The sequence below is a fragment of the Cupriavidus sp. KK10 genome (genome assembly GCF_018223725.1).
Lineage (GTDB): Bacteria > Pseudomonadota > Gammaproteobacteria > Burkholderiales > Burkholderiaceae > Cupriavidus > Cupriavidus necator.
Genome location: NZ_CP073677.1, coordinates 1,318,687 through 1,341,283, shown reverse-complemented (window position 1 = coordinate 1,341,283; position 22,597 = coordinate 1,318,687). Strand labels below are relative to the sequence as shown.

18 protein-coding genes and 1 pseudogene are annotated in these 22,597 nt (G+C 67.1%); 9 read left to right on the top strand and 10 right to left on the bottom strand.

Annotated elements, in window-relative coordinates; genetic code table 11:
- Positions 1-182 precede the first annotated feature (182 nt).
- From KB879_RS06615 to KB879_RS06590, 6 genes and pseudogenes are all read left to right on the top strand, one after another.
- Positions 183-977, top strand: a complete 795-nt coding sequence (locus KB879_RS06615) for a hypothetical protein (RefSeq protein WP_211980955.1) — start codon at positions 183-185, stop codon at positions 975-977.
- A pseudogene (locus tag KB879_RS06610) lies at positions 974-2,370 on the top strand (MFS transporter). The gene KB879_RS06615 and the pseudogene KB879_RS06610 overlap by 4 nt, the downstream one beginning before the upstream one ends.
- A gap of 89 nt (positions 2,371-2,459) precedes the next feature.
- Positions 2,460-3,488 (top strand): TGS domain-containing protein, encoded by a 1,029-nt coding sequence (locus tag KB879_RS06605; protein WP_153954349.1) that lies wholly within the window; start codon positions 2,460-2,462, stop codon positions 3,486-3,488.
- A 167-nt stretch (positions 3,489-3,655) separates the two neighbouring features.
- Complete coding sequence (locus KB879_RS06600) at positions 3,656-3,943, top strand: GYD domain-containing protein (protein WP_013956269.1); 288 nt, start codon at positions 3,656-3,658, stop codon at positions 3,941-3,943.
- A gap of 509 nt (positions 3,944-4,452) precedes the next feature.
- Entirely contained in the window at positions 4,453-4,746 is a 294-nt protein-coding gene (locus tag KB879_RS06595; protein WP_013956268.1) for a hypothetical protein, read from the top strand.
- A 79-nt stretch (positions 4,747-4,825) separates the two neighbouring features.
- Complete coding sequence (locus KB879_RS06590; protein WP_211980954.1) at positions 4,826-6,826, top strand: thioredoxin domain-containing protein; 2,001 nt, start codon at positions 4,826-4,828, stop codon at positions 6,824-6,826.
- Between the two features lie 16 nt (positions 6,827-6,842).
- On the opposite strand, the gene KB879_RS06585 is transcribed toward KB879_RS06590, so the two are convergent.
- Positions 6,843-10,754: a BTAD domain-containing putative transcriptional regulator gene (locus tag KB879_RS06585; protein ID WP_211980953.1), complete on the bottom strand. Its 3,912-nt coding sequence runs from the start codon at positions 10,752-10,754 to the stop codon at positions 6,843-6,845.
- Between the two features lie 260 nt (positions 10,755-11,014).
- Between KB879_RS06585 and KB879_RS06580 the strand changes: the two genes are divergently transcribed.
- Positions 11,015-12,388: a tetratricopeptide repeat protein gene (locus tag KB879_RS06580; RefSeq protein WP_211980952.1), complete on the top strand. Its 1,374-nt coding sequence runs from the start codon at positions 11,015-11,017 to the stop codon at positions 12,386-12,388.
- Between the two features lie 421 nt (positions 12,389-12,809).
- On the opposite strand, the gene KB879_RS06575 is transcribed toward KB879_RS06580, so the two are convergent.
- Genes KB879_RS06575 through KB879_RS06565 form a run of 3 tightly spaced genes read right to left on the bottom strand, consistent with a single transcriptional unit; the run spans position 12,810 to position 15,516 of the window.
- Positions 12,810-13,178, bottom strand: a complete 369-nt coding sequence (locus tag KB879_RS06575; protein ID WP_013956264.1) for a hypothetical protein — start codon at positions 13,176-13,178, stop codon at positions 12,810-12,812.
- Positions 13,175-14,089, bottom strand: a complete 915-nt coding sequence (locus KB879_RS06570; RefSeq protein WP_153954353.1) for a DUF2950 domain-containing protein — start codon at positions 14,087-14,089, stop codon at positions 13,175-13,177. Before KB879_RS06570 ends, KB879_RS06575 begins: the two co-directional genes overlap by 4 nt.
- Positions 14,090-14,109: 20 nt before the next feature.
- On the bottom strand, positions 14,110-15,516 hold the full coding sequence (locus tag KB879_RS06565; protein WP_153954354.1) for a DUF3300 domain-containing protein: 1,407 nt from the start codon (positions 15,514-15,516) through the stop codon (positions 14,110-14,112).
- Between the two features lie 351 nt (positions 15,517-15,867).
- On the opposite strand from KB879_RS06565, the gene ppk2 reads away from it, so the two are divergent.
- The gene (gene ppk2, locus KB879_RS06560) at positions 15,868-16,752 is read left to right on the top strand and encodes a polyphosphate kinase 2 (protein WP_153954355.1); all 885 of its coding nucleotides are present in this window, start codon (positions 15,868-15,870) and stop codon (positions 16,750-16,752) included.
- Here ppk2 and KB879_RS06555 read toward each other — a convergent pair whose 3' ends face one another.
- The 4 genes from KB879_RS06555 to KB879_RS06540 all read right to left on the bottom strand — a co-directional run bounded on the left by KB879_RS06555 (position 16,753) and on the right by KB879_RS06540 (position 19,567).
- Positions 16,753-17,154, bottom strand: coding sequence for a hypothetical protein (locus KB879_RS06555; protein WP_153954356.1), 402 nt, complete (start codon positions 17,152-17,154; stop codon positions 16,753-16,755). It abuts the gene before it with no gap.
- An 83-nt stretch (positions 17,155-17,237) separates the two neighbouring features.
- On the bottom strand, positions 17,238-17,492 hold the full coding sequence (locus KB879_RS06550) for an RNA-binding protein (RefSeq protein WP_153954357.1): 255 nt from the start codon (positions 17,490-17,492) through the stop codon (positions 17,238-17,240).
- A gap of 195 nt (positions 17,493-17,687) precedes the next feature.
- On the bottom strand, positions 17,688-18,749 hold the full coding sequence (locus KB879_RS06545) for a phosphotransferase family protein (protein WP_211980951.1): 1,062 nt from the start codon (positions 18,747-18,749) through the stop codon (positions 17,688-17,690).
- Between the two features lie 29 nt (positions 18,750-18,778).
- Positions 18,779-19,567: an SDR family NAD(P)-dependent oxidoreductase gene (locus KB879_RS06540; protein WP_211980950.1), complete on the bottom strand. Its 789-nt coding sequence runs from the start codon at positions 19,565-19,567 to the stop codon at positions 18,779-18,781.
- Positions 19,568-19,656: 89 nt separating this feature from the next.
- On the opposite strand from KB879_RS06540, the gene KB879_RS06535 reads away from it, so the two are divergent.
- Positions 19,657-20,706: an RNA-guided endonuclease TnpB family protein gene (locus KB879_RS06535; protein ID WP_211982134.1), complete on the top strand. Its 1,050-nt coding sequence runs from the start codon at positions 19,657-19,659 to the stop codon at positions 20,704-20,706.
- Between the two features lie 52 nt (positions 20,707-20,758).
- On the opposite strand, the gene KB879_RS06530 is transcribed toward KB879_RS06535, so the two are convergent.
- The gene (locus KB879_RS06530) at positions 20,759-22,228 is read right to left on the bottom strand and encodes an NAD(P)(+) transhydrogenase (Re/Si-specific) subunit beta (RefSeq protein ID WP_013956255.1); all 1,470 of its coding nucleotides are present in this window, start codon (positions 22,226-22,228) and stop codon (positions 20,759-20,761) included.
- Positions 22,225-22,575, bottom strand: a complete 351-nt coding sequence (locus KB879_RS06525; protein ID WP_013956254.1) for an NAD(P) transhydrogenase subunit alpha — start codon at positions 22,573-22,575, stop codon at positions 22,225-22,227. The genes KB879_RS06530 and KB879_RS06525 overlap by 4 nt, the downstream gene beginning before the upstream one ends.
- Between the last annotated feature and the right edge of the window lie 22 nt (positions 22,576-22,597).

Sequence of the window (22,597 nt, the reverse complement as noted above, 5' to 3'; positions counted from 1 at the left end):
ATCACGGCGCTCGAAGATAGCAGCCCTTCAAATTTGCGGAAGCCTGCCGGAAGCGAACACAGTGTTCCAATGCCGGAACAATGCGGCATCACAGCCAAAGCATTGGCCAAGCAACAGACAATTGTCGAAACTTGGTAGTACGCGGCTATCACAAGGCCGTCCACAAGCGGAAGGAGGCCATCATGCGCGCCTGCCGACAAGCCCGCCCTGCCGCCAGGGCAGCAGCAGTCTGGCTGCTGGTGACGGCCATGGCCACCGCGGCCTGGCTGCTGCCGCGCATCGCGCAGCCTCCGCAATACCATCGTTATGCCGACCCTTATGTCTGCTTCGGCACGCCCCACTGCCTCGACATCGGCTCCAATCTGCTGTTCCTGCTCGCGGGCGCGGCCGGCCTGCGCTATCTGGGCACCACGGCTGCCAGCCGCGCCTTCATCGCGCCGGCCGAGGCCTGGCCTTACCGGCTGCTTTTCTTTGCCGTCTTCCTGGTTGGCCTGGGCTCCGCCTATTACCACCTTGCACCGGACAACCAGCGGCTGGTGTGGGACAGGGCCCCGCTGGCGCTCGCGCTGATGTCCTGGCTGGGCGCCAACCTGTGCGAGCGGGTCAGCCTGAAGGCCGGCTTGCGGCTGCTGCCGCTGCTGCTGATCGCGGGGCCGGCCAGCGTCGGCTACTGGGCATGGAGCGAAGCCCGAGGCATCGGAGACCTGCGCCCTTATCTCCTGGTTCAGGCGTGGGCCATGCTGGTGGTGCCGCTGCTGCTCTGCCTCTATGCGCCGCGCTACACTGGCGACTGGGATGTGCTGGCCATCACCGGCTGCTATGTGCTGGCCCTGGCTTGCGATGTGCTGGATCACCAGATCGCCGCGCTCACCGGGCTGGTCAGCGGGCACACGCTCAAGCACGTGTTCGCAGCGCTGGCCGTCTATGGCGTCCTGCTTCGGCTGAAGCGGCGCCGCATCGTGGAGGAAGGAACATGACCGTGCCCCAAGCGGGTGGCCACGCTCGCGAGCCCCGCGTGCCCTCTGCCCTGGGCGTCGACGTACGGCCGCGCGAAGTGTGGGCATGGGCCATGTACGACTTTGCCAATTCGGGCTACACCACGGTGGTCATCACCGCGCTGTTCAATGCCTACTTCGTCGCCGTGGTGGCCGGCAACGCGCCCTGGGCCACGCTGGCGTGGACCGCGGCGCTTTCCCTCTCCTATGCGCTGGTGGTGCTCAGCGCGCCGCTGGTCGGCGCCTACGCCGACCTGCGCGCAGCCAAGAAGCCACTGCTTGCGGTGACGACGGCGGGTTGCGTGGTGTTCACCGCACTGCTCTATTTTGCGCAGCCCGGCACCCTTGGCATCGCCCCATCCTGTGCGTGGTCCTGTCCAACTTCTTCTTCGGCAGCGGCGAAAACCTGATCGCCGCCTTCCTGCCATCGCTCTCCACCACCCGCGCCCTGGGCAGGGTATCGGGCTGGGGCTGGAGCCTTGGCTATATCGGTGGCCTGTCCACGCTGGGCGCCTGCCTGCTCTATGTCAACTGGGCCAGCGCGCGCGGCCAGGTCGCCAGCCAGTTCGTTCCCGTCACCATGCTGATCACGGCAGCCATCTTTGCCGTGGCGAGCCTGCCGACCTTCCTGCTGCTGCGCGACCGCGGCGCGCCACAGGTCGCCGCGGCCGCGCCGGCTGGCGAACGGGCCATCGGCACGGCCTGGGCCAGGGTATGGCAACGCCTGGGCCAGCTGCGCCAGTTCAAGGACCTGCGCCGCTTCCTGCTGTGCACCCTGTTCTACCAGGCCGGCATCCAGGCGGTGATCACGCTGACCGCCATCTACGCCAACCAGGCCATGGGCTTCACCATGCGGCAGACCCTGACCCTGGTGCTGGTGGTCAATCTGACGGCAGCGGCCGGCGCCTTCCTGTTCGGCCATGTGCAGGACCGCATCGGCCACGTGCGCGCCATTGCCCTGACGCTGCTGGGCTGGATCCTGACCATCATGCTGGCGCGCGCCGCGCGCGAAGCGCCGCTGTTCTGGCTGGCCGCCAATGTGGCCGGCCTGTGCCTGGGCGCCGCCCAGTCCGCCGGACGGGCCATGGTGGGGCTGCTGGCTCCGCCCTCGCGCGCGGCCGAGTTCTTCGGGCTCTGGGGCCTGGCGGTCAAGCTGGCCTCGATCGCCGGGCCACTGACCTATGGCATGGCAAGCTGGCTGACGGGCGGCGATCACCGGCAGGCGCTGCTGGTCACCGGCAGCTACTTCGTGGTCGGGCTGGGCCTGCTGTGCGGCGTCAACACCGTGCGGGGCCGGCGGGCAGCCTTGCGCGCTGAGCGAATGGTCGGGCTGGAGACCGGGTACGGCGCCGCTGCCGGCCCCGCTTGCCATTAGCAGCACGGACGGCAGACTAGAATGAAACTGCCCTTTGGCGATTGGATCGCTCTTTCGGCTTCCGGACGCTGAAGCTCTGGCGACAGCCCATGCCAGCAAACCTCACTCCAGAGTACAAGCAGGCCGAACAAGCCTATCGGCTGGCACGCCAGCCGCGCGAGCAGCTCGAATGCCTGAAGGAGATGCTCCGTGTCATCCCGAAACACAAGGGGACGGAGCGTCTGCAGGCCGATATCAAGTCGCGGATCAGGGAACTCACCCAGGCATCCGCGGGCCACGGGAAGGCCGCTCACAGAGGGCCGGCACATGCGGTGCATCCAGAAGGCGCGGCGCAGCTCTGTCTGATCGGCCCGCCCGGCGCGGGAAAATCCAGCCTGCACGCAAGGCTGACAGGATCGGGCAACGAGGTCGGGCCCTACCCCCACCCTACGCAGTTTCCGATTCCCGCCATGTTGCCGTTCGACGACATTGCTTTTCAGCTGGTGGATCTGCCACCTGTATCAGTCGAATTCATGCAACCCGGGCTCACCGACATATTGCGGGCGGCAGACGGCGTACTGCTCGTGGTCGATCTGAGCGCGCCAGACTGTACAGAACAGTTGGCGCTGATTCTGCGGCGCCTCGCCGAGGCAAAGATCATCCTGTCGGAGCGCTGGCCGGGTCAGGCTGACAGCCCTGGGGCGACGGCGGAAGCGGCGGCTGACCCGTTCAGTGTTCACCTCCCTGCGCTGCTGCTGGCCAACAAGACTGATCTCGCCAAGCCGGAAGACGCGGCCGTGCTCGAAGACCTGCTCGGTGTACATTTTCCGGCGCTCGCAACCTCGGCAACCGGCGGGCGCGGACTGGCCGAGGTCGGTCCGTTCCTTTTCAGGGCTCTGGGCATCGTGCGTGTCTACACCAAGGCACCCGGGAAACCCGTCGACCAGCGTCGGCCTTTTACGATGCGCCGCGGCGACACCGTGCTGGATGTCGCCCTGCAGGTGCACCCTGATCTCGCGCGTACGTTCAAGTTCGCCCGCATTTGGGGGAGTGGCAAGTTCAGCGGCCAGCAGGTGGGCGCCGATCATCCGGTAGCCGATCGAGACGTGGTGGAACTGCATTCGCAGGCGCATGGCTGATCAAAGCCATGGCCGCAGGGAGTTCGTTGATGGCCCGGCCCACGGGGCCCTGGGGACAGGTCGCAGCAGGGGGGCGCCGATGACATAGACTGAAAGACCTGCGGCCGGTTGTTCCCGCATGACTGCCGTGCCGATTTGCGGAGCAATTTCTTGCACGGAGGTATGCCATGACTACATACGTCATCCTCAGCCGTCTCGCTCCTGACGCGTTCACGGACCCCAGGGACATGAAGAAACTCGCCGCCACGGTGGCCGAGAAAATCAAGGCCGAATGCCCTGCAGTCACCTGGAAGGACAGCTATCTGACACTCGGGCGCTTTGACGTCGTGGACATTGTCGAGACGGACGACCTGAAGCAACTCGAGCGGGCGGCGTTGATCATCCGGGGCTACGGACACGCCGCGACCGAGACGCTGCAAGCGACGCCGTGGGACAAGTTCATCGCGGCCCTGTAGCGCAGCTCGCTGGACCAGGCTGCTCGCGCGGCGGCACAGCCAGATTCAGGTTGACCTGACCGTCGGCTGCCCTATACTTAAAGTGCTGACTGAGACACGCTTGAGTAAAGTGAAGGTAGGTCAGCGAAACGATCATGTTTCCTGGATGATCTGCCAGATGAAGCGTGATCGTGCAGGCCACATATGCCTGCAGGTCCGGACCGGATCATAAGTTGCTGACCCGGTTCGGACGCACCCGATTGTTGGAAGCACTGAGCACCTGTAGAAGGTGCTCTTTTTATTTGTGGCTCCTTTTATTTGTGGCGTATCAGGGCGACGTTGACCACTCGCCTCGCGGGCCTCGCTGGTGACATGCCGGCAGGCACTGTAACTTGCATTGCCCCGGGCAGTTTTTTTTGCCACAGTCGCCTTAACCGATCGCAGTCCCTGGTCGGCAAACCGTCCGGCAATGCAAAACTGGACGGATCGGATCAGAGCGGTAGCGGATCCGAACTGAAACAAGGAGTCGCATGCGCGCTCGCTCACGCCCTCCGAACGCCGGCTACCGCTGGCTGTGGCAGCTGTCTGCAGCCGGCTGGGGGCACTGCGGCCTGGCCTATGTCAGCGGCGCGCTGCTTGCACCGCGCTGGTGGCCCGCAAGGGAGGCTATGCCCCTGCGGGACCGGTACTCTTCGCGGCGCACGGCGCTGGTGCTGTACACCTTCGCCTATCGTGGCGGTGGGGCACCCCCCGGCACCACGCCACCGCGCGATGGCTTTACCTGGCGATACCAGTACTGGTCACCAGGGGTTGGGGTGGCCTGATGCCGGAAACCCGCCACGCGCTTGCCGGGCGCCCTGTTCTGCGCCACAGTTGTCCCACCGGCCCAGGCTGGAGACCAGGATGACAAACCGGCTCGCCACAGAAACCTCGCCTTACCTCCGGCAACACGCGGATAATCCGGTCGACTGGTATCCCTGGTGCGAAGAGGCGTTTCGCCGTGCGCGCGACGACGACAAGCCGGTCCTGCTTTCGGTCGGCTACGCGACCTGCCATTGGTGCCACGTGATGGCGCACGAATCGTTCGAGAATCCCCGGATCGCCGCCCTGATGAACGAGCGGTTCATCAGCATCAAGGTCGACCGGCAGGAGCGTCCCGACCTCGACGACATTTACCAGAAAGTCCCCCAGTTGATGGGACAGGGCGGCGGCTGGCCGCTGACGGTATTCCTGACGCCGCAAGGAGAGCCTTTCTACGGTGGCACCTACTTTCCGCCGGATGACCGCTACGGCCGCCCTGGGCTCCCGCGCGTGCTGCTGAGCCTGAGCGAAGCCTGGAGGCATCGCCGCCAGGAACTGCGCGACACCATCGAGCAGTTTCAGCGGGGGTTCCGGCACCTGGACGAAGGGGTCCTGAGCCGTGAAGACGCGGAACAGGCCGCGGAAGTCCAGGACCTGCCCGCGCAGACAGCCCTCGCCCTCGCGCGCAATACGGACCCGACCCATGGCGGCCTGGGCGGAGCGCCCAAGTTTCCCAACGCAAGCGCGTACGACCTCGTGCTGCGCATCTGTCAGCGAACGCATGAACCCGCGCTGCTTGATGCGCTGGAGCGCACGCTCGACGGCATGGCGGCCGGCGGCATCCATGATCAGCTCGGCGGTGGGTTTTCCCGCTACAGTGTCGACGAACGCTGGGCCGTGCCCCACTTCGAAAAGATGCTTTACGATAACGGCCAGCTCGTCACACTCTACGCCAACGCCTATCGCCTGACCGGAAAGCAAGCCTGGCGCCGCGTATTCGAGGGAACGATCGCGTACATTCTGCGAGACATGACGCACCCCGACGGCGGCTTCCATGCCGGCGAAGATGCCGACAGCGAAGGCGAGGAAGGCCGCTTTTATGTCTGGACAGCGGCCGAGGTAAAGGCAGTCCTGGGCGAATCAGAGGGGGCCCTGGCGTGTCGCGCCTACGGCGTGACCGAAGGCGGGAACTTTGAGCCCGGCAGATCGGTGCTCCACCGTGCCGTCACGCTGACTCCTCTGGAGGAGGCACGGCTGGAAGGCTGGCGCGAGCGGCTGTTGGCAGCACGCGCCCGGCGCGTGCGCCCCGGCCGCGACGACAACATTCTCGCCGGGTGGAACGGTCTCATGATCCAGGGACTCTGCGCGGCTTACCAGGCAACGGGCAACCCCGCACACCTCGCCGCCGCAAGGCGTGCCGCCAGCTTTGTCCAGGACAAGCTCACCATGCCGGACGGCGGTGTGTATCGGTACTGGAAGAACGGCACAGTCAAGGTGCCAGGGTTCCTGGAAGACTATGCCTTCCTGGCCAACGCGCTGATCGACCTCTACGAATCCTGCTTCGACAGGAGATACCTCGATCGCGCCGCCGAACTCGTGACGCTCATCATCGACAGGTTCCGGGGCGACGGGCTGTATTTCACGCCCAATGATGGCGAGCCATTGATACACAGGCCCCGCGCTCCGTACGACGGCGCCTGGCCGTCTGGCATTTCAGCCAGCGTGTTCGCCTTCCTGCGCTTGCATGAACTCACCGGCGAGGATCGCTATCGTGACCTCGCCGAGCACGAATTCCAGCGTTACCGTGCTGCCGCCACCGCGGCCCCGGCCGGCTTCGTGCACCTCCTGGCCGCCGCGGACTTCGCGCAGCGCGGCGCGTTCGGGATCATTCTTGCCGGCGACAAGGCGGCGGCCGCCGCCTTGGTGGAAAGCGTTCACCGCACCTATCTTCCGGCACGCGTGCTGGCATTCGCCGAAGACGTTCCCGTCGGCCAGGGGCGGCTCCCGGTCGACGGCCGGCCGGCAGCCTACGTGTGCCGACATCGCACCTGTACCGCGCCCGTGACCAGCGGCCAGGCGCTCCTTGAACGCTGCGTGGGGTGACGGTGAGCCCTTTCGATCAGGACAGGCCAGATGCGTCCTGCCCGATACGCGATGTCGCTGTCAGCCGCTCCAGTGCCGCATCGATGGCACCCAGGGATTCATTCAGACCGGCCGCGTGTGCCTCGTCCCTGAGCAGCCGTAGCCGGGCCCAAAGCGGCGGCGTGCTCGCACCACCCTCTTCCCGTCCGGCGCAGATCAAGGCGCGACCCCTGCGGATCAGGAAGTCTCCCCAGGGGCACGGCTCAGGCCGCATGTAATCCTGCAGCGCTGCCAGGTAGCGTTCGGCTTCCTGCCACCGGCGCGCCGCCAGTGAAACGTCGATCGCAGCTTCGAGCAGATCGACGTGGCAATGGCTCACGCAGCCCTGGGCCAGCATGGCCTCGCCCTGGCGCAGGGCGTCGAGCTGCTTGTCCGGATCGCGCGTGGTGCGCGCGAGGAACGCGAGCACGGTTGGCCCTGAATACCGCACGCCGCTGGCGTGGCTCAGCTGCAGTGCCTCGTCGAGCAGGGACTCCGCCTCCTGCACCTGGCCGAGCGCGCCGATGGCCAGGCCAAGCCGGGCCAGCGCTTCCGCCTCGAAGCGCCGGGCCTCCAACCGGCGCGTCAGTGCCAGTGCCAGCCGCGCGTGCGCTTCGGCACGCGGCCAGTCGCCGGCGAGCTGTGCGGTCGATGTCATCACGTCGTAGGCGAGCATCTCGCTGCGCGCATCGCTGATGCGCCGCGCCAGGCGCAGTCCTTCCTCGCAGCTGGCCTGCGCGGCCGCAAGTTCGTTGCGGAACAGTTCCACCGCGCCCACCATCGGCAGGTTGGCACATTCGATGCGGATGAAGCCGTGTGCCCGCGCCAGCTCGACGCAGCGGACAAAATGCGCATGCGCGGTCAGCATGCGGCCCTGCTGGTAGTACGCATCACCGAGGCCGCCCAGCGCACGCGCCTCGCCCAGCACCGATCCGCCCGCCCTCGCATGGCCGAGGGCGCGCTGGTGGGCGGCGAGGCACTCTTCCATGTCGCCCTTCGGGAAATAGAGATTGCCGCGCAGTGATTCGATCTCGGCCAGGCGCTCGTGCTGGCCCGGCGCGGCAGCGGCCTGCTCCGCCTCGCGCAGCGCCGCCAGGGCTTCGTCATAGCGGTCGAGCAGGCGCAAGGCGGCCGCCGTGCCAAGCCACACCCGGGCCCGCTGTGCCGCATCGCTCGCCAGCAATTGCGCTTGCCGGAAAGCCTGCAGCGATTGCGTCGGCAGGCCAAGGTCAAGTGCCAGCTCGCCGTGCAGGCAGGCAAGCGTGTGCCTGCAGGCGTCGCCGCTATCCAGGCGCTGCGCACGCTCGACCAGGCGCAATGCGCGCTCGCCGCGGAAGTGCGCCGCCTCATGCCGCGCCGCGGCGGCATAGGCTTCGGGCGCGCCGGGATCGCCTGCGGCATCCAGGTGCTCGGCCATCAGCGCCGGGTCCCGGCCTTCATACCAGGCGGCCGCGCGCCGGTGCAGATTCTGTCGCCGCGACTTGAGCAGCGACGCGTACACCGCCTCATGGATCAGCGCGTGCATGAACAGATAGTCTTCGCCTTCCGGCCGGGCCATGGCCTCTTGTACCAGGCGCTCGCAAGCGTACGCGGGATCCTCGAGCAAACGCCGCAGTGCGGCCGGGCCAAAGCGCTGGCCCAGTACGGCAGCGGCCTGCAGCGCCTGGCGGTCGGCGGTAGAGAACCGGTCCATCCGCGCCAGCACAATGCTCTGCAGCGTCCCGGGCAACTCGTCCGCGCCCGCCTCCGCGCCGCGCAGCAACTGGTCGAGAAACAGCGGATTGCCCTCGGCCCGGCGAATGCAGGTAGCGGCCACGGCAGGATCGACCTGCCGATGGCAGGCTGCCAGTTCGTGCGCCTCGGCATCGTCGAGCGGCCCGAGGTCGATGGTGGTCAGCGATGCCCCCTGGCTGCTCGCCCGCCAGGCCACATCGAGCGGGTCATGCTCGGGACGTACGGTCAGCACCAGGATCAGCGCATGGCTGCGGGTTGCCGCGGCCAGCTGCGCCAGGCAATCGAGCACCGTGCGCTCGGCCCAGTGGACGTCGTCGACCACGATCAATTGCGCGCGCACCGCACTGCGGCGGGTGGCCAGCGTCACCATCAATCGCTGTGCGCCGCGTTGCCGGCTGGCGGCGTCCATCGCGGCCAGTGCGGCGGCCTGCTCCCGGGACTGGGGCTGCTCGAACATGTCGCGGGCGAACACAAGCTCATCCTCGCCGAGTTGCCAGGCCGCGAGCGCTTGCGCGATGACCGCGCCTGTCGCTTCTTCGGCGGCGGCGCCACCCGCGCCCGTGCGAGGCGCGACGCCCAACAGACTGCGCGCGAGCAAGCACAAGGGATCGCCGCCGCTGCCGGCGCCGAAGTCGAGCACCAGCGCCCGGTGTGCCTCCAGGCCATGCTCGCGCGCCAGCGCGACGAAGCGGTCGGCGAGCCGGCTTTTGCCGATGCCGGCCTCGCCACGGATCAGCACGACCCGGCCATGGTCGGAACGCAGGCAGCTGTCGGCAACGCCGGCGAGCTGGGCCAGCTCCGCTTGCCGCCCGACGAAGGCGTGCTGCGCCGGCGCCTGTTCCACCCCGAGAAAGCGCCGCACGCGCCAGAGCGGAATCGGTTCGGCCGCTCCGGGGAGCACGGCGTGCGCCACGCAGTCCGCTTCCAGGCGTCCGGGCAGCGCCTGGTAGACCCGATTCGACACCATGGTTGCGCCAGGCTCGGCCCGCTCCATCGCCTGCGAGGCCACGCTAACCGGCCCGCCGGTCAGCGTCATGCCGCTTTCGCCGCAGGCGGCCAGCACCTGGCCGCTGGCCAGGCCTACGCGCGCCAGCAGCCTGGCGTTGGCGGATTCCGCCAGCCGCGCCAGACCGGCATGCAGCGCCCCGGCGGTATGCAGGGCGCGCTCGGCGTCGTTCCCATGCGCCACCGGAACGCCAAACACGATGGTCAGCCGGGTGCCGATTTCATCGGTGATATGACCGCCGCAGGCGCTGGCCAATGCCCTGGCATGCTGGCGCCAGCGCGCAAGGGCAGCGTGCAATGGCTCGGGCTCCAGGCCAACGCTGCTATCGTCCAGGCTGGCTATCAGGACCACTGCGTGGCGCAACTGCGGCTCGGCAGCGATTACGGCGGACGCAGGTGGCACCGCGGCACCGTCGTCACCAGCCGGCATGCCAGCCACCGGCTCGCGACGGGCCCGCAGCATTGCCTGGTACAGCGCCTCGGTCTCGGGCTCGGGCGATACCCCGAGTTCGCGTTGCAGCGCCGCCCGGCACAAGCGGTATTGCTTGAGCGCCAGCGCCTGCCTGCCCTGGCGTTCATACAGCCGGATCAGCGCCCGGTGCACGCTTTCCTGCAGCGGATCGAGCGCAAGCAGGCGGGTGGCACTGGCGATGGCCTGCTCCGTCTCGCCGGCCTGTTCATGGTGCGCCAGCAACCTGGCCATAACCGCCAACACCACGCCGCGCAGACGTTCGCGTTCGATCGCCAGCCAGTGGTCGAACGCCGGCGCGGCGGCATGAAAGCCCTCCAGCAAGTCACCCCGGTACAGCACCGCGGCGCGCGCCAGCGACGCGGGCGTGGCTTCACGGGCAAACTGCTCGAACTCGCACACGTCGACCTCGATTTCGCCGAGCGTCACGCTGTCGCCTTCTGCCAGCACCACGTGCTGGCCAGCCTCTTCCAGCGCGCGCCGCGCCGCACTGAGCGCCTGGCGCAGGCTGCTGCGCGCCTGCTCGGCATTGCTTTCGGCCCAGCACAGTGCGGCCAGCTTGTCGCGCGGCTGGGCGCGCCCTTGTGCCAGCGCGAGATAGGCCAGCACTGCGCGCGCCTTGCGGGCAGTCAGCGGAATCGGCGTTCCGTCTGCGGAACTCAGCTGGAAGCCGCCGAACAGGTCAAGACGGGCGCGGGCCATGATTTGGAATCCTGAAAGCCCATCCTTTATAGGCGACGGCACAGCATCACGCGCGCCTCGCCGGCGCAAAGATATGAAGCCGGTACTTCCCGGCCTGCCGCTATTTTCACGCTTCTTTCACGCTGGATTGCCGGGCCCGTTCACGCCCGCTGCCTAGTATGACCACAACCCCGGGCCGCGTGGCTCCGACATAGCGGACGAACAGGGGCTGCCATCGAGCGAGGCAAGGGCTGCCTCGGTCACACTGGAAGGATTGCGTCATGACACATACTGACTCGCGCGGTGTTTCGGTCTCGAGCACCAACACCAACTCGCTGGAGCGCTTCGAAGCCGCCCTGGAATTGCTGCATGGCTACTACGGCGACCCGCTCACGGTGATCGACCATGCCCTGGCCGACGATCCGGGCTTCGTGATGGGCCATGCCTTGCGCGCGGGGATGATGATCACGGCTGGCGACGGCGCCGTGGAGCCGATGCTCAGGCAGAGCGTCGAGGCAGGCGAAGCGCGGTCCGCCAGCGCCAACGAGCGCGAGCGCCGGCATATCGCGGCGGCACGCGCCTGGCTGGACGGCCACTTCGCGCGCTCGATCCAGCTGTACGGTGACATCGTGGTCGACTATCCGCGTGACAGCCTAGCGCTGCAGATCGCCCATATCGGCGACTTCCTGCTCGGGCAGTCCACCCTGCTGCGCGACCGCATCGCCCAGGTGCTGCCGCACTGGAATACGCGCGTACCCGGCTTCGGCTATGTCCTTGGCATGCATGCGTTCGGTCTTGAGGAAACGAACTTGTATGAGCAAGCCGAGGAACGCGGCCGCTTCGCGCTGGAACTGAATCCGCGCGATCCCTGGGCTATTCATGCGGTCGCCCACGTGATGGAAATGCAGGGCCGCCAGGATGAAGGCATCGACTGGCTGAGCGGGCGTGCTGCCGACTGGTCGCAGGACAATATGATGGCCGTGCACAACTGGTGGCACCTGGCGCTGTTCCATCTCGAACTCGGCCATACCAGGCAGGTACTGGACATCTACGACGCGCACATCCGCGAGCACCACTCCGCGGTGGCGCTGGAGCTGATCGATGCCTGCGCCATGCTGTGGCGCCTGCACCTGCGCGGCATCGACGTGGGCGCGCGCTGGAACGAAGTCGCCGACACCTGGCAGGCGCGCGGCGCCGAAGGCTACTACGCCTTCAACGATACCCACGCCGCCATGTCCTATCTTTGCGCCGGGCGCGACTGTGCACTGGATGGCCTGCTTGCCGGCATGCGCGCGGCGGCAGGTGGCAGTGGCTCCAACGCGATGATGACCCGCGAGGTCGGCCTTCCGGTGACCGAAGCCCTGCTCTCTTTCTCGCGGCAAGACTACGACCACGCCATCGGTTTGCTGCTGCCGGTACGCCAGATCGCGCATCGCTTCGGCGGCAGCCACGCCCAGCGCGATCTCATCAACCTGACGCTGATCGAGGCGGCGTTGCGAGGCCAACGCGCCAACCTGGCCTGCGCGCTCGCAGCCGAGCGCATGGAGCTCAAGCCGATGAACCCCAGCCTGAGCAAGCTGGTGCAGCGCGCTTCAGCGCTCCAGCGCGAAGCGGCGGACGGCCACGGGGAGGCGGTCGCGGCGAAGGTGGCGTGACGCAAGCCGGCTGGCCACGTGCCAAGCCCAGGCCTTTGTCGCCGGCACCTGGGCCGGCCGACAATGGCCCATGAGCGGATAAAAAAAATGAGGACGCTTGCCTTGGCTCATGCCGAGCCCAGGCAAGCCGCCCCAAAGCGCTCCCTCGATCGTCAGGGCGCCATCAGCGCAGGTTGCTGCGCTCGGTCGGCGTCAACTGGCTCAGTTGCGCCTCGCTCAACGCTGGCGGCCGAGGCGATCGCGCAGCGGCCCTCGAACCAGCTCGGCCTCTATAACGAGGCGGCCACCAGCCATCGCATGGGCAACAACCCCTTTGGCACGTCGGTGAATCCGCAGCGCCCGGCCAGTCCGGCGCCGGGGGCGCCGGTCATTCCGCGCGCGCAGCCTTGAGTGGTTGGCGGCAACGGCGGCGCAGCGCGCCTCAGCGGCCCATGCGCGCGTCGTAGCTGCGCGAGATGCGCTCTAGCAGGCGGGGATCCGACGGGTCGGTGCCGTCGAACTGCACCCGCACCGTGCCGTCGGCCTGGCGGCGCACGCTGGCCCTCACCGGCAGGTTGTTGCGGGTTCCTTCCACCGTGCCGGCCACGGCATCCTCCGTGTTGATCGCCACGCCCTGGTCGCGCATGGCGCCGGCGGCCGCGGCGAAGGCGCGGTCGTAGCGGCTGGGCTGCAGGCCCGGGTAGGTGGTCGGAACCACCTCGGCAGGGTAAGGGTAGGGATAGCATGCCGTCAGCACCGGCACTGCGGCGAACACGGCAACGCCCGCCAGGATCCGGAGCCCATGCTTCATGGCGTCACCTTGCTCCAGCCAGGGCCGGGATCGAAGGTCTTGATCGCCGCGGCCTTGCCGGCACTGTCGGTGCCCAGGTCGCGTTCATAGACCTGGCCATCGTGGCTGACCATGAAGCTCTTCACGCCGGTATCGCCATACCGCACCGGCCAGGCCAGCACGGCGAAGCCGCCGAACAGCTTGCCATTGACGACATAGTTGTACGCGCCGCCGGGTGCGGTGGGCCCCTGCGCGGTCAGCAGCTTGTAGTGATAGCCGTAGTAGCCGCCCTGCCCCGGGTTGCGCTTGCCGGCGGTCAGGAATGCGGCCCCGAGCGGGCTGGGCGGCTTGCCCTCCGATGTCGGCCAGTACAGCCCGTCCTGCTTGCCCGGCGTACTCGCAAGCTTGCCTGCGTAGGCCAGCAGGCCGTCGCCGTCATGATCGGTCCGGGCGTATTCGCGCTGGGCGTCATAGACCGCGAGCATGGCCTGGATCACCGCGAGTTCATTGCGGCCGATGCGGCGTATGCGCATCTCGTCGACCCCGGCACGCGTATCGAACTGCCAGCCCTTCGATGTCTTCACCAGTGGCACTGGCAGGGTCCAGCCGTCATTGCCTACGGCGATGCGGGCATGGCTGCCCTCTGGCTGGACCGCATGCGAGATCCGCCAGGCCTCGAGAAAGCGGTACCGGATGTCGGCGCCGACTGGCGGGATCAGGTCGTGGATCCTGGCGCCCAGCAGCACCTTCATGGCATCGTCGTCGCTGATGGCGACCGCCTCGCCAAAGGCGTTCATGGCGGCCTCGGGGGTTTTGAAGGACTTCTGCGCGTGCGCGGCGTGCATGCCGGCAACGGTCAGCGCGAGCGCAAACGCCAGCGCGCAGGCCAGGCGGCCAGGCAGGGATCGGGCAAGGCTTAGTGGTGACGTCATGATCGAGGCTCCCTGGTCCGCTAGCGCCTGCCACCGCGTCCGCCGCCGCCACCACGGCCCCCGCCGCCGCTGAAGCCGCCGCCGCCACGGCCCCCGCCGCCGCCGCTGAAGCCGCCGCCTGCGTGGCCTCCGGCCGACTGCATGCTGGAGCGTCCGCGATCAAAGTCGCGCTGCGACGCCGCGCCGCCGCCCACGCCCTGGAATGCGTTGTCCCGCCCGCCACCGCCGCCGCGGTCGGCTACGGTGGTGGCCCGTTCACCGCCGCCCCGTGACCGGTCGGCAGCCCCTGCGCGGTCCGATACATCGGCCCGGTCAGAGACCCCGGCCCGATCACTGCCCCGTTCGCCAGCGCGATCACCGACCCGGTCTCCGGCGCGGTCTCCCGCCCGATCACCCGCCCTTTCTCCGGCCCGGTCTCCGGCACCCGCCCGGTCCTGCCCGCCGGCCCGGTCGCGCGCCGCGCGGTCGGACACGCCGGCGCCACCCTCGCGACCCCGGAACTCATTGCGCCGGTCCCCGCCTGGCACATCGCGGGAGAATTTCTCGCGGGTGGCATTGTCGCGGTAGGCCACGCCCTGCCGGTGACCGGCGTCGTGCTGCCAGCGCCCGCCGCTCTGCACCTTGGTGCGGTCAAAGTTGCGGTCGATATTGGTGGCCCGGTTGACGTTGACGTTCACGTCGCCGCCGCCCCAGTTGCAGTTGCCGAAGATCGCCCCGGCGGCGGCCAGCCCGACGCCCCAGGCAAAGCCCGTGGCCAGCGCGGCGCCCGGGTAATAGGCGGGATAAGGCGGCCAGTAGTACGGCGGGTAGGACGGATAACCCCAGGAACCGTAGACCACGGTGGGGTTGTAGGCCGGGACGTAGATGACCTGCGGGTCGGCCGGTTCGATGCGCACCACGGTCTGCACGCCTAGCGCCGCAGTGGTCGCGGGCTCGACAATGACGTTCTGCTGTTCGGTGCTCTTGAGGTTGCCGGATTGCTGGGCCTTGTTGCGCAGCCGCTGGACCGCGGCCAGCACGTCTTTCTCCTGGGCCAGGAAGGCATCGCCCAGCTTCTGGGTCCAGTCGAGCTTGTCGTTCATCGGCTCAAGGACCTGCGGGAAGGCCACCAGCGACTTCACGCTGACATCCCAGGGCTGGTCGGCCACGGCCTTGACCGCGGCGTCGCCCTTGACCTTGGGGTTGGCCTTGACCCAGCGCGCCGCGTGCACGATCTCCAGCGGATAGGTGGAGGCCATCAGCACCTGCGACAACACGGAATCGGGATAGAGCGCGATCGGCGCGACCAGCGCCTCAAGCTCCTCGGCCTTGAAGGTGGGTGGCGGCTTCGGTGCGTCTTGGGCAGCGGCGCCGCCCGCTGCTGCCGCCAGCGCGACAAACAGCCACGCACAGCCGGACTGAAGCAGCCGCCTGACCAGAAAGGCCATGTTCCCTCCTCGCAACTGGTGACGGAGCCATCCGAGGCGTACCGGGGCAGCGCACCGGGCCGGAGGAAGTTCTCCTGCCGCGTGCCATTGCCAGACGACATACGGAGCGGATATTGCTCCATACGCGCTACGAAGGTAGTACGGAACACATTGAAATTCAACCGAATTCCGGTCGCCGTCCGGCAGGCCAGCCGGCAAGGGTTATGCCAGGAAAATGGATCGGCATGAGGATTTCCCCCGATTTTGCTTCTATCGTAGAAACGAGCCGCCTGTGCGCATGCAAGCGGTACCCCAGGTTTGAAGGTGCATAACCGGACCCTCGAGGCACCGGTACGTCAGTGGAGGAAGATCATGGCCAAGCGGAAAGGAAAGCGCCACGACGACAACGGGAGTCAGACGGAGCCGCCGCGCGAACCAGACCCGGCCGACAGCCGCGACGAAAAGCCGGACCAGCAGCCGCGCGAGCGCATGTCGGAGAAGGCATACCAGAAGGAACTCTTCGCCCTTCATGTCGAGCTCGTCAAGCTGCAGCAATGGGTGCAGGCCAGCGGCAGCAAGGTCTGCGTGGTGTTCGAAGGGCGCGACGGTGCCGGCAAGGGCGGCACCATCAAGGCCATCACGGAACGCGTCAGCCCGCGCATTTTCCGCGTGATCGCCCTGCCCGCGCCGACCGACCGCGAAAAGAGCCAGATGTACGTGCAGCGCTACCTGCCGCACCTGCCCGCCGCGGGAGAGATCGTCATCTTCGACCGGAGCTGGTACAACCGCGCCGGCGTCGAACGCGTGATGGGGTTCTGCACCGAAGCGCAGGCCGACGAGTTTCTGCGCGCCGTCCCACTGGTCGAACGCGCCATCGTGCATTCCGGCATTATCCTGATCAAGTACTGGCTCGAGGTCAGCCCGGAGGAGCAGACCCGCCGCCTGCAGGGGCGCATCAAGGACGGCCGCAAGGTCTGGAAGCTCACTGACATGGACTTGCGCTCGTACAGCCGCTGGTACGACTATTCACGCGCGCGCGACGCCATGTTTGCCGCATCCGATACCGACTATGCCCCGTGGCATGTGGCCAATTCCAATGACAAGCGCCGGGCGCGCCTGAACATCATCACGCACCTGCTGGCACAGATCCCGTACAAGGCGATCGAACGCAAGCCAGTCAAGCTGCCTGCCAGGCAGAAGGCGGGCGGATACCGGGAGCCCGACTATCCGTATCGGTATGTCGACGAGCGGTACTAGCTACTTCGGCAGCTTGCGCGACTTCCAGCTCCCGTCCTTCTCCTTGCAGTACCACCCGGTCCAGGCTTCGGTTTCGCCGGCCCGGCGGAATTCACTGCGCAGTTGCCGGCACCGGTCGCCGTGGTCGCGCCGGGACCGCAATGGCGTGAAGGAACCTTCGACCTGCCGCTCGCGCGCGTCGGGTGGCAGCCTGAACGGCATGCGGGCGCCGTCGGCGCCCTGCTCCAGGGTCCTGCGGAAGACATCCGTCAACGCCGTGAGCTGGTCCTGGGTAAGCGTGCCGACGATGGTGCCGCCAAGGTAGTGGTCAAAATAGGCAACGGCCGGTCCTGCCGACATTGCACCCGCAAGCATTGCGGCACTGCATGCCAGCGCGTGCAGGATCCTGTTTCGCCTGTTCATCTCGCCTCCTCCGCCATGGCCTGCCCCGAGGCGGGCAAGCGAGGAAGCACCGGACCCACATGCCCGCCAGCCGCGGCAGCGGCCTATTCGAAACGCTCGGTCAGCACCATCGCGTCCACCTTGCGCTGCTTCCAGAACAGGTGGTTGATGCGCGGCTGCAGCAGCCGCAACGCGGCCGCATCGACCGAATTGAAATGCAGCGATACGGCCGGGCGGGTGCCGTCTCCCGGCACGCGTTCAATCTCATCGAAGGCCGGGAAGCCGTAGCGACCGATGAACTCCTGGATTTCCTCGTCGGTTGTCGCCGTATCGATATTCACAAGCATCAGCACACTCATTGACGTCTCCTGAAGGCTCGGGATGCCAGTCAGCCCGGTTCCGATGCGGCCATGAATCCGCGGGCCCATCTCCCCTTCCTATCTTTAAGCCAGGCTGGATCGGAAGGCAAACTTTGATTCCCGATGAGGAATCCAGGGCAGATTCCATCACCTGCGGAGGCTTCGATCCGGCTGGCGCCGGACCGTGCGCAAACGCTAACGCCCTGCCGCGCGGTAGCGCATGGCGAATTGCCACCCCAGTTCGGCCAGCGGCACCGCCTTCCTGCCGGTCTCCACGGCATCCGCCGCGGCGGCGTTGCCGCTCCTGGCTCGCTGCCCGATGCCATGCATGATCGCCGCCAGCCGGAAGAAATTGTAGGCGAGATAAAAGTCCCACTGCTCGAGCGCGTGCGTGCCGTTTGCCTCGCCGTACCAGCGCAGGTAGGTCGCCTCGTCGGGAATGCCCAGCGCCTGCAGGTCGAGCCCGCCGATACCGCGCCACAGGTCGGCCGGGATATGCCAGCTCATGCAGTGGTAGGCCAGGTCCGCCAGCGGGTGGCCGAGCGTGGACAGCTCCCAGTCGAGCACGCCGATGACGCGGGGCTCGGTGGGATGGAAGACGAGGTTGTCCATGCGGTAGTCGCCATGCACCACGCTGGTCTGCTCCGCGTCCGGGACGTACTGCGGTAGCCACTCTGCCAGCGCCGCCAGCGCCTTGTTGTCGCCCATGCCGGTGTCTCGGCACTGGCCGACCCAGCGCGCGACCTGGCGCGCCACGTAGCCGCCGCTCCTGCCATAGTCCGCCAGGCCGGCGGCGCGGTAGTCGACGCGGTGCAAGGCGCCGATCACGCGGTTCATCTCGCGGTAGATCGCGGCGCGCTGTTGCGGGGACTGGCCCGGCAGGGACTGGTCATAGATCACGCGGCCCTGCAGGAGTCCCATCAGGTAGAAGGGCGTGCCAAGGATCGTGGTGTCTTCGCTGTAGAGGTAGACCGGGGGCACCGGCACGTCGCTGTCGCGCAGCGCGTGCATCACGCGATACTCGCGGTCGATGGCATGGGCGGACGACAGCAACTGGCCCGGCGGCTTGGTGCGCAGCACGTATTGCTGCGCGCCGCAGGCCAGCCGGTAGGTCGGATTGGACTGGCCGCCGGCAAGGCGCTCCAGGGTCAGTTCGGGCCGGTCGATCAGGCCTTCTGCATGCAGCAGCGCTGCCAGGGCAGCGCTATCGAAACCCGAACCGCCAGTCGCGGCGGGAACTGCAAGGGCTGGTTGCATTGGATCGCTCTCCTCGATTGCGGGTGGGCTCAGAGCGAGCTGACCGCGTGGCCGCCGTCCACGGGCAGCACCGTACCGGTCATGTAGTCGGAAGCATCCGAAGCCAGCAGCAGCAGCGCGCCGTCGAGCTGCCGGGGCTGGCCGAGCCGGCGCTGCGGAATGCGCCCGATCATGGCCCGGCCGCTGTCGGTCTCGAAGAAGCCGCGGTTGATGTCGGTCTCGAAATAGCCCGGCGCCAGCGCGTTGACGCGGATCCCGTGCCGCGCCCATTCCAGCGCCAGCGAGCGCGTCAGGTGGATCAGGCCCGCCTTCGCGGCGGTGTAGGCCGGGACCTGCTGCGCCACGCGCAGGCCGAGGATCGACGCGATATTGACGATGCAGCCGCCGCTGCCGGCCTCGCGCATCAGCCGCGCCGCGCATTGCGCCACGCGCCAGGCGCCGTTCAGGTTGGTATCGATCACGCCTTGCCAGGCGGCCTCATCCACCTCCATGGCCGGCCCGGTGGTGGCGATGCCGGCGCTGTTGACGACCACCTGGACCGGGCCGAGCTGTTGGCGCGCCGTCTCGAACGCCGCACCGACCGACGCGGGGTCCCTGACGTCGAGCGCAACGACGCAGCCTTGCCCGCCCTGCCTGCGCAGTTCCGCCAGCACGGCCTCGCCTTCGGCCACGCGCCGCCCCGCCAGTGCCACCTTGCAGCCGGCGCGCGCCAGCGTCTGCGCAAAATGCAGGCCCAGGCCGCCAAAGGCCCCGGTCACCAGCGCTACCTTGCCTTCCAGGTCGGCGAACAGGCCGAGGTTGCGTTCTTGCTGGTTCATCAGACTTGCTCCGAGAAACCTCGCCCTTCAGGGCGGGGAGTGAAAGGAGTGCTGCCGGCAGCAAGCAATCCCATATTAGAATGACCGGCATGCTTCTGGTCTATCGCTACCGGGTGAAGTCGCTGAACGGCCTGCTCAATCAGCAGAGCCGCGCGGTGAACTACGTCTGGAACTTCTGCAACGACACGCAGAAGCACGCACTCAAGTGGGGCAAGAAATGGCCCACGGGTTTCGATCTGAACGTGTTGACCACCGGCAGCAGCAAGGAACTGCGCATCCATTCCGGCACCGTCAACGCGGTTTGCGAGCAGTACGCCAAGTCGCGTAGCCAGCACCGCCGGCCGTACCTGCGCTATCGCGGCCGCAAGTCGCTTGGCTGGGTGCCGCTCAAGGGCCGGGATCTCAAGCGCTCGGGCGACGCATTCCGCTTTGCCGGCAACACGTTTCGCGTGTTCAGCTCCCGCCCCCTTCCCGAAGGCAAGATCAAGGACGGCACAAATTTCTCCTGCGATGCGCGAGGCAACTGGTTCCTGAACATCGTGATTGAAGTTGCCGACACCCAGGCCCGCTGCCCGGAACGCGGCGTCGGCATCGATCTGGGCTTGAAGGACATTGCCACGCTGTCCACCGGCGAGAAGTTCGAGAATCCGCGCCACCTCGGCCGACTCGAGCAAGCGCTGGCCAAAGCGCAGCGAGCACGCAAGCGGCGACAGGCAACGAACCTTCACGCCCGCATCACCAACGCAAGGCGTGACTTCCTGCACAAGCTCTCGCGTCGCATCGTGCGAGACTTTGACTACATCGCGGTGGGGAATGTGAACGCCGCCGGCCTCGCCAAAACCAGCATGGCGAAGTCCGTCCTCGATGCGGGCTGGTCGTCCTTCCGCACAATGCTCGCGTACAAGGCGATTGCGCATGGCGCGTGGTATGAGGAAGTCGACGAACGTTTCACCACCCAGGTTTGTTCTTCGTGCGACGCGATGCCGCCGGGGAGGCCGAAAGGTATCGCAGACCTCGGAATAAGGCAGTGGGTATGCAGTGAATGCGGTGCCGTACATGATCGCGATGTGAACGCTGCGTTAAATATCCTTGCCCGATCGGGACATCGATCGCCTGCAGAGGGAATCTCCTCCCTTTAGGGAGGGGAGAATGTCAATCCATGTCTCCTCGTTATTGCTGTGAATCTGCGGCTCAGGCGGCCTTGAGCATGTCCTCGACCACCTTCTTGGCGTCGCCGAACACCATCATGGTCTTGTCCATGTAGAACAGCTCGTTGTCCAGCCCGGCATAGCCGGCGGCCATCGAGCGCTTGTTGACGATGATGGTCTTGGCCTTGTACGCCTCCAGGATCGGCATGCCGGCGATCGGCGACTTGGGGTCGTTCTTGGCCGCCGGGTTGACCACGTCATTGGCGCCCAGCACCAGCACCACGTCGGCCTGGCCGAACTCGCTGTTGATGTCTTCCATCTCGAAGACCTGGTCGTACGGCACCTCGGCCTCGGCCAGCAGCACGTTCATATGGCCGGGCATGCGGCCCGCCACCGGGTGGATCGCGTACTTCACGGTCACGCCTCTGTGCGTGAGCACTTCGGTCAGTTCCTTGAGCGCGTGTTGGGCACGCGCGACCGCCAGGCCGTAGCCCGGGACGATGATCACCGTTTCCGCATTGCCCATCAGGAAGGCGGCGTCATCGGCCGAGCCCGATTTCACATTGCGCTGGGCCTGCCCTGCCGGGCCGCTGGCGGCCGCGGCGTCGCTGCCGAAGCCGCCCAGGATCACGTTGAAGAACGAGCGGTTCATCGCCCGGCACATGATGTACGACAGGATCGCGCCGGAGGAACCCACCAGCGAGCCGGCGATGATCAGCATCGGGTTGTTCAGCGAGAAGCCGATGCCCGCCGCCGCCCAGCCCGAGTACGAGTTCAGCATCGACACCACCACCGGCATGTCGGCACCGCCGATCGGGATGATGATCAGCACGCCCAGCACGAAGGCGAGCGCCAGCATGACCAGGAACGGCATCCATGCCTGCGTCAGGAAGAACGCAATGCCAAAGCCCACCATCGCCACCGCCAGCAGCAGGTTCAGCCAGTGCTGGCCGGCGAACACCACCGGTGCGCCCTGGAACAGCCGGAACTTGTAGCGCCCGGCCAGCTTGCCGAAGGCGATCACCGAGCCGGAGAAGGTGATGGCACCGACGAAGCAGCCGATGAAGAGTTCGATGCGGTTGCCCAGCGGAATGTCATGCGAACCGGCAGCCGTGATACCGAAGGCAGCAGGCTCCGCCACTGCCGCCACGGAAATAAACACCGCCGCCAGGCCGATCAGCGAGTGCATCGCCGCGACCAACTCGGGCATCTTGGTCATCTGCACCTTCTTCGCCACGTAGGCACCGATGCCGCCGCCCACCACCAGCGCCGCCAGGATCAGCGCCAGGCCGGTGCCCGGCGCGGACGGGTCCGCCCCGCCGGACAGCAGCTCGCTCTTCAGCTTGAAGATCAGCGCCACCGTGGTGAGCGCCGCCACCAACATGCCGGCCATGCCGAAGGTATTGCCGCGCCGCGCCGTGGTCGGGTGTGACAGCCCCTTGAGCGCCTGGATAAAGCAAACAGACGCGCCCAGGTAGGACAGCGTCACCATATTCATCGACAGGCCATTCATTGCGCTACCTCCGCCAGTTTGCCGCCAGGCTGCCCCTTGGCTTCGGGCTGCGCCTTGGGTGCCTTCTTCCTGAACATCTCCAGCATGCGCTGCGTGACCAGGAAGCCGCCGAACACATTCACTGCCGCCAGCGCCACCGCCAGCGTCCCCATTGCGCGGCCAACGTAGCCCTCGGTCAGGCCGGCGGCCAGCATGGCGCCGACGATGATGATGGCCGAGATCGCATTGGTCACCGCCATCAGCGGCGTGTGCAGCGCGGGCGTGACCGTCCAGACCACGTGGTAGCCCACGTAGATCGCCAGTACAAAGATGATCAGGTTAATCACCGTGTGGCCAACTATTTCCATCGAGATCTCCTTGATTGCCGGT

Bases quoted from the DNA above. Each gene is read 5' to 3' on its own strand.
- KB879_RS06540 (WP_211980950.1), bottom strand. From the start codon at position 19,567: ATGAACCAGCAAGAACGCAACCTCGGCCTGTTCGCCGACCTGGAAGGC.
- ppk2 (WP_153954355.1), top strand. From the start codon at position 15,868: ATGGCCAAGCGGAAAGGAAAGCGCCACGACGACAACGGGAGTCAGACG.
- KB879_RS06530 (WP_013956255.1), bottom strand. From the start codon at position 22,228: ATGAATGGCCTGTCGATGAATATGGTGACGCTGTCCTACCTGGGCGCG.
- KB879_RS06545 (WP_211980951.1), bottom strand. From the start codon at position 18,749: ATGCAACCAGCCCTTGCAGTTCCCGCCGCGACTGGCGGTTCGGGTTTC.
- KB879_RS06590 (WP_211980954.1), top strand. From the start codon at position 4,826: ATGACAAACCGGCTCGCCACAGAAACCTCGCCTTACCTCCGGCAACAC.
- KB879_RS06605 (WP_153954349.1), top strand. From the start codon at position 2,460: ATGCCAGCAAACCTCACTCCAGAGTACAAGCAGGCCGAACAAGCCTAT.
- KB879_RS06575 (WP_013956264.1), bottom strand. From the start codon at position 13,178: ATGAAGCATGGGCTCCGGATCCTGGCGGGCGTTGCCGTGTTCGCCGCA.
- KB879_RS06555 (WP_153954356.1), bottom strand. From the start codon at position 17,154: ATGAACAGGCGAAACAGGATCCTGCACGCGCTGGCATGCAGTGCCGCA.
- KB879_RS06600 (WP_013956269.1), top strand. From the start codon at position 3,656: ATGACTACATACGTCATCCTCAGCCGTCTCGCTCCTGACGCGTTCACG.
- KB879_RS06570 (WP_153954353.1), bottom strand. From the start codon at position 14,089: ATGACGTCACCACTAAGCCTTGCCCGATCCCTGCCTGGCCGCCTGGCC.
- KB879_RS06580 (WP_211980952.1), top strand. From the start codon at position 11,015: ATGACACATACTGACTCGCGCGGTGTTTCGGTCTCGAGCACCAACACC.
- KB879_RS06535 (WP_211982134.1), top strand. From the start codon at position 19,657: ATGCTTCTGGTCTATCGCTACCGGGTGAAGTCGCTGAACGGCCTGCTC.
- KB879_RS06525 (WP_013956254.1), bottom strand. From the start codon at position 22,575: ATGGAAATAGTTGGCCACACGGTGATTAACCTGATCATCTTTGTACTG.
- KB879_RS06615 (WP_211980955.1), top strand. From the start codon at position 183: ATGCGCGCCTGCCGACAAGCCCGCCCTGCCGCCAGGGCAGCAGCAGTC.
- KB879_RS06585 (WP_211980953.1), bottom strand. From the start codon at position 10,754: ATGGCCCGCGCCCGTCTTGACCTGTTCGGCGGCTTCCAGCTGAGTTCC.
- KB879_RS06595 (WP_013956268.1), top strand. From the start codon at position 4,453: ATGCGCGCTCGCTCACGCCCTCCGAACGCCGGCTACCGCTGGCTGTGG.
- KB879_RS06550 (WP_153954357.1), bottom strand. From the start codon at position 17,492: ATGAGTGTGCTGATGCTTGTGAATATCGATACGGCGACAACCGACGAG.
- KB879_RS06565 (WP_153954354.1), bottom strand. From the start codon at position 15,516: ATGGCCTTTCTGGTCAGGCGGCTGCTTCAGTCCGGCTGTGCGTGGCTG.